Source organism: uncultured Sutterella sp. (genome assembly GCF_937923675.1).
Taxonomy (GTDB): Bacteria; Pseudomonadota; Gammaproteobacteria; order Burkholderiales; family Burkholderiaceae_F; genus Sutterella.
Map to the genome: position 1 here is coordinate 70,533 of NZ_CALDXB010000029.1, position 15,113 is coordinate 85,645.

A 15,113-nucleotide genomic window follows, 5' to 3' on the forward strand; every position below is an offset into this window, starting at 1 on the left:
TTTCTCCGCCTGAACCGTCCATCGGGGGAATACGCTGGAAAAAACGCCCTTCCGGGAAACCTCTCAGAGGATTGAACGCACTAAAATTGCGGGATTTTCTCGAACCCTGACTTTTGCCGGATGAGTTCCCTCAACCCCGGCGTACGTCATCGAACCCAAGATTTTTCTTTCTTCATCGAGACTTATCCGCCATGGCGCTTAATCCTCTTACCGCTCTTTCCCCGCTCGACGGCCGCTATTCCCGCCAGTGCGACTCCCTGCGCGGCATCTTCTCCGAATATGCCTTCATGAACGCGCGCGTTCGCGTTGAAGTCGAATGGCTGATTGCGCTTTCCGAAGCCGGCTTTGCGGAACTCCCGCACCTTTCGGACCACGGGAAGGCGTTCCTGCGCGGCCTTGCCGACAACTTCTCTCTCGAAGACTGCGAAGCCGTCAAGACGATTGAAAAGACCACCAATCACGACGTGAAGGCGGTCGAATACTGGATCAAGGGCCAGGTCGAGCATGACGACGAGCTGAGAAGCGCCGCTGAATTCGTGCACTTTGCCTGCACCTCGGAGGACATCAACAACACGAGCCATGCGCTGATGCTCATCAGGGGCCGTGCCGAACTCGTGGCCTTCCTCAGGCGCATCCACGGCATCATCGCGAACTACGCGCACGCCTGGGCCGATATTTCGATGCTCTCGCGCACCCACGGCCAGACGGCTTCCCCGACGACCGTCGGCAAGGAATTCGCGAACGTTGCCGTCCGTCTCGCCCGCGTGATTGAAGCGATCGAAAACGTGAAGATCTACGCCAAGATGAACGGCGCCGTCGGCAACTACAACGCGCACCTCATCGCCTACCCGGACTTCGACTGGGAATCCTTCTCGAGGAAGGTTGTCGAGGAACGCCTCGGCGCCACCTTCAATACGCACACGATCCAGATCGAGCCCCATGACTACATGGCCGAGCTCTTCATGCAGATCGAGCGCGCCAACACGATTCTCATCGACTTCGACCGCGACGTCTGGGGCTACATCTCCATGCACTTCTTCCGCCAGAAGCTGAAGGAAGGCGAAGTCGGCTCCTCGACGATGCCCCACAAGGTGAACCCGATCGACTTCGAGAATTCCGAAGGGAACCTCGGTCTTGCCAACGCCGTTCTCGGCCACCTCGCCGGGAAGCTCCCGATCTCCCGCTGGCAGCGCGACCTGACGGACTCGACGGTGCTTCGCAACCTCGGCGTTGCCTTCGGCTATTCCTTCGTGGGCTACAGCGCCCTCGAGCGCGGCCTCGGGAAGCTCCAGGTGAATGAAGCCATGATCGCCCGCGATCTCGACGCCGCCTGGGAAGTCCTCGCCGAAGCCGTTCAGACCGTGATGCGCCGCTACGGCGTTCCGCATCCGTATGAACAGCTGAAGGCCCTCACGCGCGGCAAGGACGGCATCAACGAAACCACCATCCGCACCTTCATCGAAGGCCTCGAGATTCCGGCCGACGCCAAGGCGCGCCTCATGGAGCTCACGCCCGCCACCTATATCGGCAAGGCCCGCGAACTCGCCCGCCGCTGCTGATCACTCTAGAGGGCTTCTCTCCGGAGCGTCATTCGAAAGGCGCTCCGGGCAAGACGCCTGAGCGAAAAAGGCAGGTCATCCTTCCCGGGTGCCTGCCTTTTCTCTTTCTGCTTTTCTCAAACTCAGGCGATGACGGCCGTTGCCTTCACGAGCGCCCAGACCGGAAGCCCCGGCCGCAGCCCGAGCGCAGCGGTCGACTCTCTCAGAATCCGCGCGAGAAGCACGTCCCTGCCGCCGCGGCTCCTGAGCTTCACGATCTGATAGGCGTTCTCGGGCCCGCAGGGCTCGCCGATTTCCTCAACTGCTGCAGGAAGCGCATTGCGGATGGAAAGGTTCTCGGGCTTTTCGAGCGCAATGCTCACGTCCCTCGCGAGAACCCGGAGGCGAAGCTTTGCGTCTTTGGGGACATTCCCGGCGACAGCGTCCAGAACCCAGCCGTCGGTACGGATCATGGCGGAGCGCCATTCGGACGAAATGCTTTCGACCGTGCCCTCGAGCACCACGGCCGCACCTTCCTCCATGTCCACGGGAAGCCTGACGTTGCCGAGCACTTCAGCGAGGGGACCGGATGCCCGCACATGGCCCTCGGCCATCAGAACGAGATTGTCGGCAAGCCGAGCCATCTCGTCGGACGAATGCGTCACGTAGAGGATCGGGACCTGGAGTTCATTCTTGAGCTTTTCAAGCCAGGGAAGAATTTCACGCTTTCTCGCAAAATCGAGCGCCGCGAGAGGTTCGTCCATGAGAAGGATGTCGGGCCGCAGGCAGAGCGCCCTGGCAATAGCGCAACGCTGACGCTCGCCCCCGGAGAGTTCGGAAACGCGGCGCTTCAGAAGATGACCGATGCCGAGAAGCTCAACGGCTTCATCAAGGCGCTTTCTGCCGTCAGGAACCTTCGTGCGCTCGAGCCCGAAGGTAAGGTTCTTTTCAACATTCAGGTGCGCGAAGAGGCTCGCCTCCTGAAACACATAGCCGAGACTGCGTTCATAGGTCGGGCGGAAGATGCGCTTCGCGTCGTCCTGCCAGACTTCATTGCCGATCCGCACGAGTCCCTCTGCGCGCTCAAGACCCGCGACGCACCGCAGAACCGTTGTCTTCCCGCAGCCCGAGGGTCCGAAAAGCACCGTAATCCCTTCGCCCGGAACCTTGATGTCCGCTTCCAGCGTGAAGCCCGTGCTGCGGGCAAGATGAAGGCGCACTTCGCCGAAATGTTCCTGAGTCATGCTGACCATCCCTCCCGTCAGGCCTCTGCCGTTCTCTTGTTGAGAAGATTGAGCGTCATGAGAACAATGAAGCTGAAGATGAGCATGCCGCCCGCAAGCACATGCGCCTTCGAGTATTCCATCGCCTCAACGTAGGTGTAGATCTCAGTCGAAACCACCTGGGTTTTCCCCGGAATATTGCCGCCGATCATCAGCACGACGCCGAATTCGCCGATGGTGTGCGCGAACGTCATGAGAACGCCCGTGATGATTCCGGGACGCGCAAGAGGCATCACCACATGGAGGAAGGCGTCGAACGGCCGGCAGCGGAGCGTCGCCGCCACTTCCATGGGACGCTCGCCGATGCCTTCAAAAGCTGTGACGAGGGGCTGCACCATGAAGGGAAGCGAATAAACGACTGAACCGATGACGAGGCCGGAGAAGCTGAAGTTGAGAACGCCGAGACCGAGGGACTCCGTGAGCGCTCCCAGAGGACCGTGAGGTCCGAGCGCTACGAGTATGTAGAAGCCCAGAACGGAAGGAGGCAGCACGAGCGGAAGCGTCACGACGGCATTCACCGCCGAACACCAGCGGCTTCTTGCACGCGCGAGCCACCAGGCAAGCGGGAGACCCAGCACGAGAAGTATGCAGGTCGTAACAAAGGCAAGCTCGAGAGAGAGCGCGACAGGCTCGAGAGAAATGCCGTCAACGAGGTCCAGAAACCATTCCACGATTTGAGCCCCTCAGTGATCCGGGCAGAAAATAAGCCTAAAGCGGCTTCCCGGAATAATGAAAAGCCGGAGAGAGCCTGGGAAGGCCCCCTCCGGGTAAAGTAGGCGTCCGTCTCAAGAACGCTGAAAACTGTACCTCCGGCAAAGCAGCTTGCCGGAGAAATCAAACGGTTACTTAGCCGTGCCGTAACCGTAGGCGGTACGAACGTCGGTCGCTTCCTTGCTTTCCTTCAGGAACTTGAGGAAGCGCTTGGCGCCTTCATTCTTTTCACCGGCCTTGAGGAGCACCGCATCCTGCTTGATTTCGCTGTAGAGCTCCTGCGGGATCACGTAGCCCGAACCCGAGGTGAACTTGCCGCCCTTGAAGCACTGCGAGAGAGCGATGAAGCCCGCTTCGGCATTGCCCGTCTTCACGAACTGGAAGGTCTTGCCGATGTTGTCGCCGAGAACGGTCTTCGGCTCGGCAGCCTTTTCGAGGCCGAGAGACTTGAGCGTCTGGTAGGCGGCTTCGCCGTAGGGCGCGAGCTTCGGATTCGCGATGGCAACATGCTTCACGGCGGCGGAATTGATCACGGAAGCAACGTCGTTCTTCACGAGGTTCGCGTCGGACGACCAGAGAACGAGCTTGCCCACCGCATAGGTGTAGGAAGTGCCGGCCACGCCGTAGCCTTCCTTGATGGCCTTGGCCGGCGTCTTCGCGTCGGCGGCAAGGAGAACATCAAAGGGAGCGCCGTTCTTGATCTGCGCATAGAAAGCGCCCGTAGCGCCGAAGGAAAGCACAAGCTTGTCGCCCGTCGCCTTTTCGTAGATCGGCTGAAGATCCTTCGCCGGGGCGGTGAAGTTGGCGGCAACCGCCACATGAACTTCCTCCGCGCTCACGGCAAAAGCAGCGGAGGCAGCGATGGCGGCAGCGGCCGCAAAAACAAACTTCTTCATTGGATTCTCTTTTTCAGAAATCGGGGCTCTCCCGGGCAAAGCCGGTCGAGAAATTCATGACCGCAGGCGCACGGAAAGCGCCCGATGCCGGGGGACTGAAGGTGACGAAGCGCTATTCATTTTTGAAACAGCGTTCGTTATTCCTTTGCAGAATAGCGATGTTGTGACAGATAATCAAGTTCTTCCTCAACCTGTTTTTCTGGATCCCGATATGTCTGAAGAACCCGCTGACCCGTCCGTTCTCGCCGGCATTCTTTCCGAGCAGACCGACAAGCGCATCGACATCCTTCGACGCATTGCAGATGTGGGATCCATTTCGGAAGCCGCGCGAAGTGCAGGCGTAAGCTACAAGGCCGCCTGGCAGGCGATTGATACGCTCACGAACCTCGCGGGAACCCCCCTCGTGGAGAAAGCCGTCGGTGGCGCCCACGGCGGCGGCACGAAGCTCACGAAAACCGGCCGCATGGTGCTCGATCTCGCCGACGAACTCTCCCGGGCGCGCCGCAGCGTGCTCGACCGCTTTGCGCATATTCAGGATTCGCCCGAGAAGAATGACGGGAGCCGCCTCGCGCGCGTCACAGCCGCGAGCCTTCAGACTTCCATGCGCAATCAGTTCCCGGCAACGATTGAAACGCTCAAGATCGGCTCCGCCCTCGTGAAGCTCATTCTTCGCATCGACGACACGCACCTCATCCGCGCCTCCGTCACGAAGGAATCCGCTCAGCTCCTCGGCCTGCGCCCCGGCATGGAGGTCCTTGCGCTCGCCAAGGCCACATCGATCGAAATTTCCGCGGATTTCCCGGATGAAAATAATGACGCCCGCTCGCACGCCAACCTTATCGTGGGCGAAGTCATCCGCAGCGAGCGCGCCAATAAAGGCGGCGAATGCTCGATCCGCCTTCCTTCCGGGCTCGTCATCGTCGGGTTTGCGCGCTCCGGGCACGGCCTCAAGCTTCATCAGAAGGCTGTGGCGTCGCTCCCGCCCTCCGTCATCGTGATCGGCCTCGCCTCCTGAACGCAGCAAACGCGACGAGCAGCCAAAAGAGTTCAGAAAAATCGAACAAATCGGCCGGATTATTTGGCTGATTGATGATTATCAAATTCTTAAGCCCCGCTCTTACACTTGGTTGCATATCATTGCAGGCTAGTAAAAATGAAGGCTTTATTGCTTCATTTTTTCTGCAGCTTCCTTTACAGGCGCACGCCAGACCCGAATCGTTTCAGGAAGCTGACCGATCCCCTAATAAAGACAGGTTTACAAAATGAAAAAAGATAGCCCCTGGTACCTTGCTCTCTGGTGCGTTGTCGGCGTTGCTATCGGCATCGTGTTCGTCGGCGTGCTCACGTCTGTTGTTCACTGGGCCGGCACTGAAAAGTTCTGCGGCGAATTCTGCCACTCGATGGACGCCACCTACGTTGCCTATCAGAAGGGCGACCACTTCCGTACGGCTTCCGGCGCCACTGCCGGCTGCTCGGACTGCCACCTCAAGAATGAATCGAACCACTTCGCCGGTCCGATCGACTACACGGCTCTGCTGATCGACAAGGCCATCGCCGGCTCGAAGTCGCTCTTCGGCGAAATCGCCGGCCACCTCAACACCCCGGAAAAGCAGATTGAAATGCGCCAGGAAATGGCTGAAGCCGTCCACGCTCAGATGATGGACCGCAACTGGGCCTCCTGCCGCGGCTGCCATGACGTGGCCCGCATGTACGATCCGAAGCGTCCGATGCTCGGCGAAATCCATCGCCACATGGGCCCCGAGGCTAAGAATGTCGACTGCCTCGCCTGCCATCCGACCGCCGGCCACAACTACGGCTACATCCTCAAGTTCGACACCGCCAAGAAGTAATCGCTTCAAGGCTCGTGCCTGAAACCCCAAAAGCCCGGATCCTCACTGAGAGGCGCCGGGCTTTTTGTTTGCCCGGCGATCTTGGCCCGTGCGGCCCGGCGCGCCTTAAAATCTGCTCCATCATTCCTTCGCGGGGATTGTCCCCCGCTTTTTTTGCATGAAGCACATGGCCAAGACCATTTATCGCGGCGACTATCGCGCGCCGACGCATCTCATCGACACCATCCGGCTCGAATTCGACCTCAACGCCGAGGAAACGCTTGTCAAAAGCACGCTTGAGGTTCGGCCCAATCCCGAATGCACTGAAAAGGATCCGCCGCTCTTTCTGAACGGCGAAGACATCTCGCTCGGATCCGTTTCGCTCGACGGCCGTGAACTCAAGGACGGCGAATACAAGATCGAAAGCGGCGGCCTTGCCATTCCCGGCATCAAGAGCGCTCAGAAGCTCGAAATCGTGAATACCTTCAGCCCCAGAGCCAATACCGCGCTTTCGGGCATCTACGCTTCGGGCGTCAACCTGATGAGCCAGTGCGAAGCCCAGGGCTTCCGCCGCATCACCTTCTTCGAGGATCGTCCGGACGTTCTCGCCCGCTACACAACCGTCATCCGCGGCTCCACGGAGGACTATCCCGTCATGCTCTCGAACGGCAACCTGACCGACGACCGCATGCTTGAGGACGGCCGCCGCGAAGTCACCTACGTCGACCCGTTCCCGAAGCCCTGCTACCTCTTTGCGCTCGTCGCCGGCAAGCTCGTCTCGCGCGCCTCGAAGTTCAGCCTCAAGGACGGCCGTACGGTGGATCTTTCCGTCTGGGTTGATCCGCAGGATCTCGACAAGACTGAACACACGCTTGAAAGCCTCAAGCGCGCCATCCGCTGGGACGAGGAACGCTGGGGGCTTGAGCTCGACCTCAACGACTTCAAGATCGTCGCGACGAACGACTTCAACTTCGGCGCGATGGAGAATAAGGGCCTCAACATCTTCAATTCGCGCTGCGCGCTTGCGAACCCCAAGGTCGCGACCGACAGCGACTACCTGCGCATTGAGGGCGTCGTCGGCCACGAATACTTCCACAACTGGACGGGCGACCGCGTCACGCTTCGCGACTGGTTCCAGCTCACGCTGAAGGAAGGCCTCACGGTCTTCCGCGATCAGGAATTCTCGGCCGACATGCTGGGAGAACCTTCTGCCCGCGCCGTGCAGCGCATCCGCGACGTTTCCGTCCTGCGCGCGGCGCAGTTCATGGAGGACGCGGGCCCGATGGCGCACCCGATCCGTCCCGAGAGCTACCAGAACATCAACAACTTCTACACGAGCACCGTCTACGAAAAGGGCGCGGAAGTGATCCGCATGCTCCAGACGCTCCTCGGCCGCGAAACCTTCAGAAAGGGTTTCGACCTCTACATCGCCAAGAACGATGGCCATGCCGTCACGTGCGAAGCCTTCATCAACGCCATGGCCGAGGCTTCCGGGCGCGACCTCTCGGAATTCACCAACTGGTATTCGCAGGCAGGCACGCCGCGCGTTACCGTCCGCAGACACTGGGATGAGGTGAATCACAGACTCACGCTGAGCGTTCGCCAGTCGACGCCCCCGACGCCCGGTCAGTCCGTAAAGAAGCCTTTCCTCATTCCCTTCCCCGTGGCCTTCCTCAACAGCCGCGGCGAGGAAATGCCCGTGCAGCTCGCTGATGAGGACGAAGCCCCCGCAGCCGGCACCCGCATGTTCGAACTCACGGACGAAACGACCGAATTCGTCTTCGGCGGCCTTGAGGAGCAGCCCGTCGTTTCGCTCAACCGCGGCTTTGCGGCCCCCATCATTCTCGATGCCGGCCTCTCGCAGGAAGAGCTCGCCTTCCTCGCCGCCAATGATCCGGATCCCTTCAACCGCTGGGATGCCATGAACCGGCTTCTCATCGACGCCGTTCACGCCCAGACCCGCGCGCGCCTTCTGAAGACGCCGGAAGACGTTTCGCCTCTCGTCATCAGCGCCGCCTCGAAGATCCTGCGCGACGAGAATCTCTCCCCCGCCTTCAAGGCCGTGGCGCTCACGATGCCGGGCGAAAAGCTCGTTGCCGAAGAGGATCCGCTCATTGACCCGCATGCCGTTCATGCCGGCTGGATTGCCGTACGTCAGGCGATCGGCGAAAAGAACATTTCCGCCTTCCTTGAAACGGCGCAGGCAAACATCGTTGAAGGCCCCTACGAGCCGACCCCCGAAAAGGCCGGAAAGAGGGCGCTGCGCAACCTCGCCCTCGGCTATGCGCATGCAGCCGGCTCTCCGCGCGCCGCCATCATGATCAAGGATCAGTTCATGACGGCCAACAACCTCACGGACAAGCTCGCGGCGCTTCACATGATGGCGAACTCCCAGACGCCCGCCAAGCAGGATATGGAGGTCGACGCCCTCAAGGCCTGGTATCACGAGCCGCTTCTCATCAACAAGTGGCTCACGATTCAGGCGACCGCTCCCTCGTTCCCGGGCGAAGCACGCGTGCTCGAGCGCGTGCGCGAGCTGACGCGCTGCCCGTTCTTCTCGCTCAAGAACCCGAACAACGTCTATGCGCTTCTTCTCGGGTACTTCCAGCAGAATCCGTCCGAATTCCATCTCGCCGACGGATCGGGCTACGCTTTCTGGGCCGAAATGGTGCTCGAACTCAACCGCATCAATCCGCAGGTTGCCGCCCGCGTGGCGCGCTCGCTCGACAACTGGCGCCGCTACACCCCCGCACTTGCCGAAAAGATGCATGCCGCCCTCGAGTCGGTTGAAGCCAAGCGCAGCGAACTCTCGCCCAATGTGGCCGAAATCATCGAGAAGGCGCTCGGCAACCCGCTCTGACCTTTCTTCCCTTCATTCTTCCTAAAGGAAACATTGTTGTGACTCCCCTTTCACTTCAGGAATTCCTCTCGCGCGAGGAAGCGCTCGCCGGTTCCGACCCGGTTCTCACCCGTCTTCTCATCGGCATCTCCGAGGCCTGCAAGGAAATTTCCGCCAAGGTCCGCGAAGGCGCCCTCGCGGGAGTGCTCGGCCTTGCCGGCAGCGAAAACGTGCAGGGTGAAGAGCAAAAGAAGCTCGACATCATTTCGAACGACATCTTTGTTGAAGCCGTCGCCCGCACCGGCGCCGTCTGCGGCATGGTGAGCGAGGAGGTTCCCGAACCCATCGCCGTCCCCGAGGAACTCCCTCTCGGGCCCTATCTCGCCTGCTTCGACCCGCTTGACGGCTCGAGCAACATCGACATCAACGTCTCGATCGGCTCGATCTTCGCGATCCTGCCGGCCGAACGCCCGAAGCGCGTCCCTGCGCCTCAGGACTTCCTGCAGCCCGGCAGAAACCTTACGGCGGCCGGCTACTGCATGTACGGCCCGCAGACGATTCTTGCCCTTACGCTCGGCCGCGGCGTCTTCCTCTTCACGCTCGACGACGTGACGGGCACCTTCCGCCTCACGAAGGAAAACGTGCGCGTTCCGCGCGAAGCCAAGGAATTTGCGATCAACATGTCGAACCAGCGCTTCTGGGAAGCGCCGGTCGCGCGCTACATCTCCGAACTCCTTCAGGGCAAGGACGGTCCGCGCGGCAAGAACTACAACATGCGCTGGGTCGCGGCCATGGTTGCCGAAGTGCACCGCATCCTGATGCGCGGCGGCATCTTCATGTATCCGCGCGACTCGAGAAACCCCGAGCGCGCCGGCAAGCTCCGTCTCCTCTATGAAGCCAATCCCATGTCGATGCTCATGGAGAATGCGGGCGGCGCCTCCACGAACGGCCATGAACGCATCCGCGACATCGTCCCGACGAGCATCCACGAACGCGTGGCGGTGTTCCTCGGCGCTGCCGAAGAGGTCGAAACCGTGACGGGCTACCACAAGGCCTAACCCAACCAGCCCTTGAGCCAAATTGAAATGCCCCGCTGAGATTCACTCAGGCGGGGCACTTTTTTTGCTTCAGCGTTCAAGCATCCGTTTTACGGCAGGCAGTCAGAAGAGTTCGCCGAAAAGTTCCTTCTTCTTCTTTTCGTCCTTCACTTCGCCTTCGGTGGCGGGAAGCACGTTCGAAACCTTCTTGTCGATGTCGAGAAGCCTTTCAGAAACGGCATTGCGCTGCGCGGCCTGCTCTTCCTTCAGCTGGTCGCGCAGGAGCGCAAGCTCGCGGTCCTGCTGGTCGCCGCGCTCCTTCATGAATTTATTGAGCTCCTCGGTCTTGGCAACCATCAGGGCTTCGAGCTGATCCATGCGCGCGCGCATGTCCTTGCCGAGCTCCGTAATGCGGCTCTTGTCGGCATCCTCCGCCGCCTGGCGGGCGATGCGGGCTTCCTTATGCGCCTGTCGGATTTCCATCACGACGCTCGCCTGCTGCCAGATCGTGTAGATCATGAGGAGCGCAATGATGGCGGCAAAAGCTACCACGACAATGATGCCGAGCGGCGCGGTGATTTCGGTATAGACGAGATTGACCGTCGTTTCCTGCGAAAGCGCCGACCAATTGATGATCAGAAACACGGCAAGAAGCACGAGGATGAGCATCATGCCGAGAGTGCGAAGCTTCACGTTGAACTCCATTGAATTTGGGCAAAAAACGGGCGTCATACGGCAGAGCCCGGCGCCTTCCTATAATAACTCGCAAGGCATTCTGCCCGATTCCCGCCAATTCTGAAATTTGTGTGAGCCCTAAGCCATGAAGACCGATCCTCGTTTCCCGCGCCTGCATATCGTCGACCATCCGCTCGTCCAGCACAAGCTCTCTCTCATGCGCGACAAGCGCACGAGCACGCGCGACTTCCGCGAGCTCCTCTCCGAACTCGCGCTCCTCATGGGTTATGAGCTCACGCGCGATTTCCCCGTTGCGCTCGAAGAGGTTGAAACGCCCGTCGCCCACTGCTGGTCCCCGATGCTTACCGGCAAGAAGTGCGTGATCGTTCCGGTTCTGCGTGCCGGCCTCGGCATGTCGGACGCGCTTCTCACGCTGATGCCCTCCGCGCGCGTGGGGCACATCGGTCTCTACCGCGACGAGAACCATCGTCCGGTGGAATATCTCGTGAAGCTACCCGCACAGCTCGACGGGCGCACCTTCATCGTGGTCGACCCGATGGTGGCTACCGGCTACTCCGCCGCTCATGCCGTGGACGTGCTTAAGAAGCGCGGCGTGCCGGGCGAAAGCATCCGCTTCATGGCGCTTGTCGCTGCACCTGAAGGCGTCGAGGTCTTCTCGAAGCTCCATCCGGATGTGGATCTCTATGTGGCGGCCCTCGACGAGCGCCTCAACGAGAACGCCTACATCGTTCCGGGTCTGGGCGACGCCGGCGACCGCATTTTCGGCACGAAGTAATCCAGAGGCCTGAAATTTGCCCGAACGCCTCCCTTCGCAGGGAGGCTTTTTTTATGCTTCTTCACCATCCGGCGAGCTTAATTTTTTGAACATCAAAATTCAGTACTAACCCTGATTACGGCGTTACTATAAGGTTTAAATAAGCAATTTCATACGTATATACGCTTATTTTTTAGCTAAGAAGCAAGATACATGCCGTTTCGTTCTGCTATATCTATTGACGAAAATCAAATAGCATGAGGCTCCGACAGCTCATCATTCGCTCAAAGAGATCCGAATCCCATGTCCGGACAATGCTCCAGGACATTTCCCCTTTTTCCAACTTCTAGGACCATTCGAAAATGGCGACTGATAAAGAAAAATATTCCCATACGCCGACCGCTACGGACAATGTCTGGGGCGTGGGCCTCAAGGATGCCAAGCGCCAGAGCAAGTGCACTGCCCGCCTTGACGTGGCGCAGTCCGTTACCGGCCTCATCCTCGGCATCTTCCTCTTCTGCCACATGGCCTTCACGGGTTCCGTGAACTTCGGCAAGGACCTCTTCGCCAACCTGATCGCCACCTCCGGCGGCGTCTGGCTCGACGGCGCCGACCATGCCTGGATGCACGTCGTCTTCGTCGGCTTCATCTTCCTCTGCGTGATCGTTCACATGTTCTGCGCGCTGCGTCGCTTCCCGACCTCCTACAAGCAGCTCCACGACATCCGCTCGCACGTCAAGCTCGTTCATCACGAAGACACGACCCTCTGGTGGGTTCAGCTCATCACGGCCTTCTGCCTCTTCTTCCTCGTGTTCCCGCACCTGATGAGCATGCTCGTCAATCCGCACGGCTTTGACCCCAACCTCATCGGCGTCCACACCTATCACAACGGCCTCCTCTACACGTTCATCTTCCTCGTCTGCACGGAACTGCACGGCATGATCGGCCTCTATCGTCTTGCTGTTAAGTGGGACATCTTCGCGAAGAACCCCGAAACGAAGATCATGGACCAGCGCGCCGGCAGCGACCGCACCGGTCTTCGCAAGGGCATGCTGATCGTTGCTCTCCTCATGATCGTCGGCGGCTCCATCACGATGTGGACCAACTACTCGATCGGTGCTGAACAGATCGCCAACAACGCTGAAACGCAGCGTTATGAGTTCTCCGAAGGCGCCAGCTGGTACAACCACGCCAAGTAATCCTTCGTAAAGAACAGCTCGTCGTTCTCCTTTCGTCTCCTCTCAGAAGGAGGGGACGAGACGATGCAGAAACAAAAGCTCCCGTAAGTCGTTCCGGCTTGACGGGAGCTTTTTTATGGGCTTTCAGTGCCTCAGGCCGCTTTAACAGGCTTCACCGCCCGCTCAAGCCACCGGCGGCAGCGGTCGGAAACGCGGGGCTTCAGGAAGGCAAGCCGCGCCTCATTGAAGCGGTTGAGATCGTCGGCAAGGTCGCCGAAGGGCTCGGGGAGCGTTCTCGTATCAATCGGCATCATCGTGAGCGCATCGAACCTGAGGAATCTGCCGAATTCCGTTTCAATGTCCTTTTGGCAGACCATCAGATTCTCGACGCGGATCCCCCAGCGTCCGGCCCGGTAGAGCCCGGGCTCGTCCGAGAGCACATTTCCGGGTGCGAGCGGAATCGCCCGGGCGCGCGGCGAGATGGTGACCGGTCCTTCGTGGACATTGAGCACATAGCCGACGCCGTGTCCCGTACCGTGCCCAAAGTCGAGCCCCTCCGACCAGAGGTCGATTCTCGCCGCCAGGTCAATGCCGGCGCCTGTCGACCCTTCGGGGAAGCGGAGCTTCAGAAGCCTCAGCATTGCGCGGGTCACAAGACCGCAGTCGTGCTTCATTTCCGCCGTCGGCGCGCCGACGGGCGTCATGCGCGTAATGTCGGTCGTGCCGCATTCATACTGGCCGCCCGAGTCAATGAGGAGAAGCCCGTCGCCTTCGAGGCGCGCCCCGCCTTCAGCAGGCGTCGCATAGTGCGGAAAGGCTGCATTCGGCCCAAAGGCTGCGATGGTGGGGAAGCTCTCATCAAAGAATTCATCATCCCTGGCGCGCCATGCATGAAGCATACGGGCGCAATCCGCTTCCGTTAACCGCTCGCCCTTCGTCAGGCGCTCATCGAGCTCGGCGTAGAACTCTGCAAGCGCCACCGCATCGCGTTCATGCGCTTCGCGAATGGCTGCGATTTCTTCCGGACTCTTCATGCATTTGAGCATCATCACGGGAGAGGGGCCTGAGACGCGCCGTTCCTCCGGAATCAGCCCGAAAAGCGCTGCATTCGTGTGTTCCGGATCCGCCAGGATCCTCAGTTCCTTCGCCCAGCGCCCGAGCACTTCGGGGAGCTTCTCAGGCGAAGCGAGAGAGATGCCGTCGTCCATGAGCCGCTCCTCGGCGCCGGGAAGAAGTCTCTCAGGATTGAGGAAAAGCACGGCATCTTCTTCGCTGACGAGCAGGTTTGCGAGGAAGACCGGATTGCAGGGCACGTCGCCGCCCCTCAGATTCGTGGTCCAGGCGACGTCATCAAGGAGCGTGAAAAGCGCCGCAGAAGCGCCTGCCTCACGGATGCGCGCTCTCACGGCAGCAAGCTTTTCCGCTCTCGACCTTCCCGGGCGCTTCATTTCCCTCACGGAAGAAAGACGCGGGAGCGGCCGCTCAGGCCAGAGCACCTTCCAGTCGGGGAAACTCCCTCTAAGCTCCAATCCTTCCTGCGCGAGCTTGTGAGATAGCTTCTGCGCAAAGTCTGCCGGGAGGAGCTCCATATCTGCGCCGACGGCATTTCCGGGAACAACGTGTTCTGCGAACCACCCGGCAATCATCTCAACCGGTTCGCGGGTGAGCCTGAGAAGAGATATCTCTCCGGGGAGCTGAACCCCGGCCTGCTCCCAATAACGGCTGTCGGCAAGGAGCGCCGCCGCGCCTTCGGCAACGAGAAGCGTGCCGGCGCTACCGGTGAAGCCTGAGAGCGCCTGACGGAGCTTCCAGTCATCCGGAACATACTCGGAAAGATGAGGATCCGCCGTCGGAACAATAACGCCTGCGAGACCAAGACGGCTCATCTCTTCTCGGCAGCGCTGCAGGCGCTCGAGCGCCTCCTTCTTCGAATTCATAGGCACTCCAAAATTAAAAGGTTCCGGGCAATCAGAAAAGCTTGCGGATCATGACGGTGACGGGGAATCCCACGTGCTGCTCGCTCTCGCTGTCTTCCCCGATATCAAGCGTCACCACGCGCCAGCCGGCATCGCGCAATTCGTCAAGCGTGGCGGAGACGCCCAGATCCGCACACGCAAGAGGCGTTTCCTTCATGCGGGAAAGCACCGTCACCGGGCGTTCCGTTACGCAGGTCGCCTCTGAATGATAGGGCGCATCAAGAAGGGGATCCCGCGAGACGGCACTGCCGTGCCCGCCGCGCGCAGTCATTCCTCCTCCCGTTCCCCCGGGCGCGGCGCAGCCGGAAAGAAGGGCTGCGCCCGAAAGGGCGAGAAGAAGCGCATTCACTTTAAGTTTCGTCATGGCGTCACGCGG

At 60.1% G+C, this 15,113-nt stretch carries 13 protein-coding genes; 7 read left to right on the forward strand and 6 right to left on the reverse strand.

The features are described 5' to 3' along the window. Positions 1–191: 191 nt before the first annotated feature. A complete protein-coding gene (purB, locus tag Q0106_RS03275; protein WP_297608763.1) occupies positions 192–1,559 on the forward strand; it encodes an adenylosuccinate lyase in 1,368 nt (455 codons plus the stop codon). Between the two features lie 122 nt (positions 1,560–1,681). Here purB and modC read toward each other — a convergent pair whose 3' ends face one another. The 3 genes from modC to modA all read right to left on the reverse strand — a co-directional run bounded on the left by modC (position 1,682) and on the right by modA (position 4,428). After that, positions 1,682–2,782, reverse strand: coding sequence for a molybdenum ABC transporter ATP-binding protein (modC, locus tag Q0106_RS03280; protein WP_297608766.1), 1,101 nt, complete (start codon positions 2,780–2,782; stop codon positions 1,682–1,684). Positions 2,783–2,799: 17 nt separating this feature from the next. Continuing rightward, complete coding sequence (gene modB / locus Q0106_RS03285; RefSeq protein WP_297609142.1) at positions 2,800–3,495, reverse strand: molybdate ABC transporter permease subunit; 696 nt, start codon at positions 3,493–3,495, stop codon at positions 2,800–2,802. A 168-nt stretch (positions 3,496–3,663) separates the two neighbouring features. Further along, positions 3,664–4,428 carry a molybdate ABC transporter substrate-binding protein gene (gene modA / locus Q0106_RS03290; protein ID WP_297608771.1) on the reverse strand — a complete coding sequence of 255 codons (765 nt, stop codon included), beginning with the start codon at positions 4,426–4,428 and terminating at the stop codon, positions 3,664–3,666. A 211-nt stretch (positions 4,429–4,639) separates the two neighbouring features. On the opposite strand from modA, the gene Q0106_RS03295 reads away from it, so the two are divergent. From Q0106_RS03295 to Q0106_RS03310, 4 genes are all read left to right on the forward strand, one after another. Further along, entirely contained in the window at positions 4,640–5,443 is an 804-nt protein-coding gene (locus tag Q0106_RS03295) for a TOBE domain-containing protein (protein ID WP_297608774.1), read from the forward strand. A 247-nt stretch (positions 5,444–5,690) separates the two neighbouring features. Beyond that, positions 5,691–6,278, forward strand: coding sequence for a NapC/NirT family cytochrome c (locus tag Q0106_RS03300; RefSeq protein WP_139688084.1), 588 nt, complete (start codon positions 5,691–5,693; stop codon positions 6,276–6,278). A gap of 166 nt (positions 6,279–6,444) precedes the next feature. Next, positions 6,445–9,117: an aminopeptidase N gene (gene pepN, locus Q0106_RS03305; protein ID WP_297608781.1), complete on the forward strand. Its 2,673-nt coding sequence runs from the start codon at positions 6,445–6,447 to the stop codon at positions 9,115–9,117. Between the two features lie 38 nt (positions 9,118–9,155). Beyond that, positions 9,156–10,154: a class 1 fructose-bisphosphatase gene (locus tag Q0106_RS03310; RefSeq protein ID WP_297608784.1), complete on the forward strand. Its 999-nt coding sequence runs from the start codon at positions 9,156–9,158 to the stop codon at positions 10,152–10,154. Between the two features lie 102 nt (positions 10,155–10,256). Here the strand turns inward: Q0106_RS03310 and Q0106_RS03315 are convergent, their stop codons facing one another. Beyond that, positions 10,257–10,826: a LapA family protein gene (locus tag Q0106_RS03315; RefSeq protein WP_297608787.1), complete on the reverse strand. Its 570-nt coding sequence runs from the start codon at positions 10,824–10,826 to the stop codon at positions 10,257–10,259. Positions 10,827–10,953: 127 nt separating this feature from the next. Between Q0106_RS03315 and upp the strand changes: the two genes are divergently transcribed. Together upp and Q0106_RS03325 are read left to right on the forward strand one after the other, a co-directional pair. Then, positions 10,954–11,604: a uracil phosphoribosyltransferase gene (gene upp, locus Q0106_RS03320; RefSeq protein ID WP_297608790.1), complete on the forward strand. Its 651-nt coding sequence runs from the start codon at positions 10,954–10,956 to the stop codon at positions 11,602–11,604. Positions 11,605–11,945: 341 nt separating this feature from the next. After that, the gene (locus Q0106_RS03325) at positions 11,946–12,782 is read left to right on the forward strand and encodes a fumarate reductase subunit C (RefSeq protein ID WP_152157374.1); all 837 of its coding nucleotides are present in this window, start codon (positions 11,946–11,948) and stop codon (positions 12,780–12,782) included. Positions 12,783–12,913: 131 nt separating this feature from the next. Here Q0106_RS03325 and Q0106_RS03330 read toward each other — a convergent pair whose 3' ends face one another. Together Q0106_RS03330 and Q0106_RS03335 are read right to left on the reverse strand one after the other, a co-directional pair. Next, positions 12,914–14,698, reverse strand: a complete 1,785-nt coding sequence (locus Q0106_RS03330) for a M24B family metallopeptidase (protein WP_297608793.1) — start codon at positions 14,696–14,698, stop codon at positions 12,914–12,916. A gap of 31 nt (positions 14,699–14,729) precedes the next feature. After that, entirely contained in the window at positions 14,730–15,101 is a 372-nt protein-coding gene (locus Q0106_RS03335) for a hypothetical protein (protein ID WP_297608796.1), read from the reverse strand. Positions 15,102–15,113: the final 12 nt, after the last annotated feature.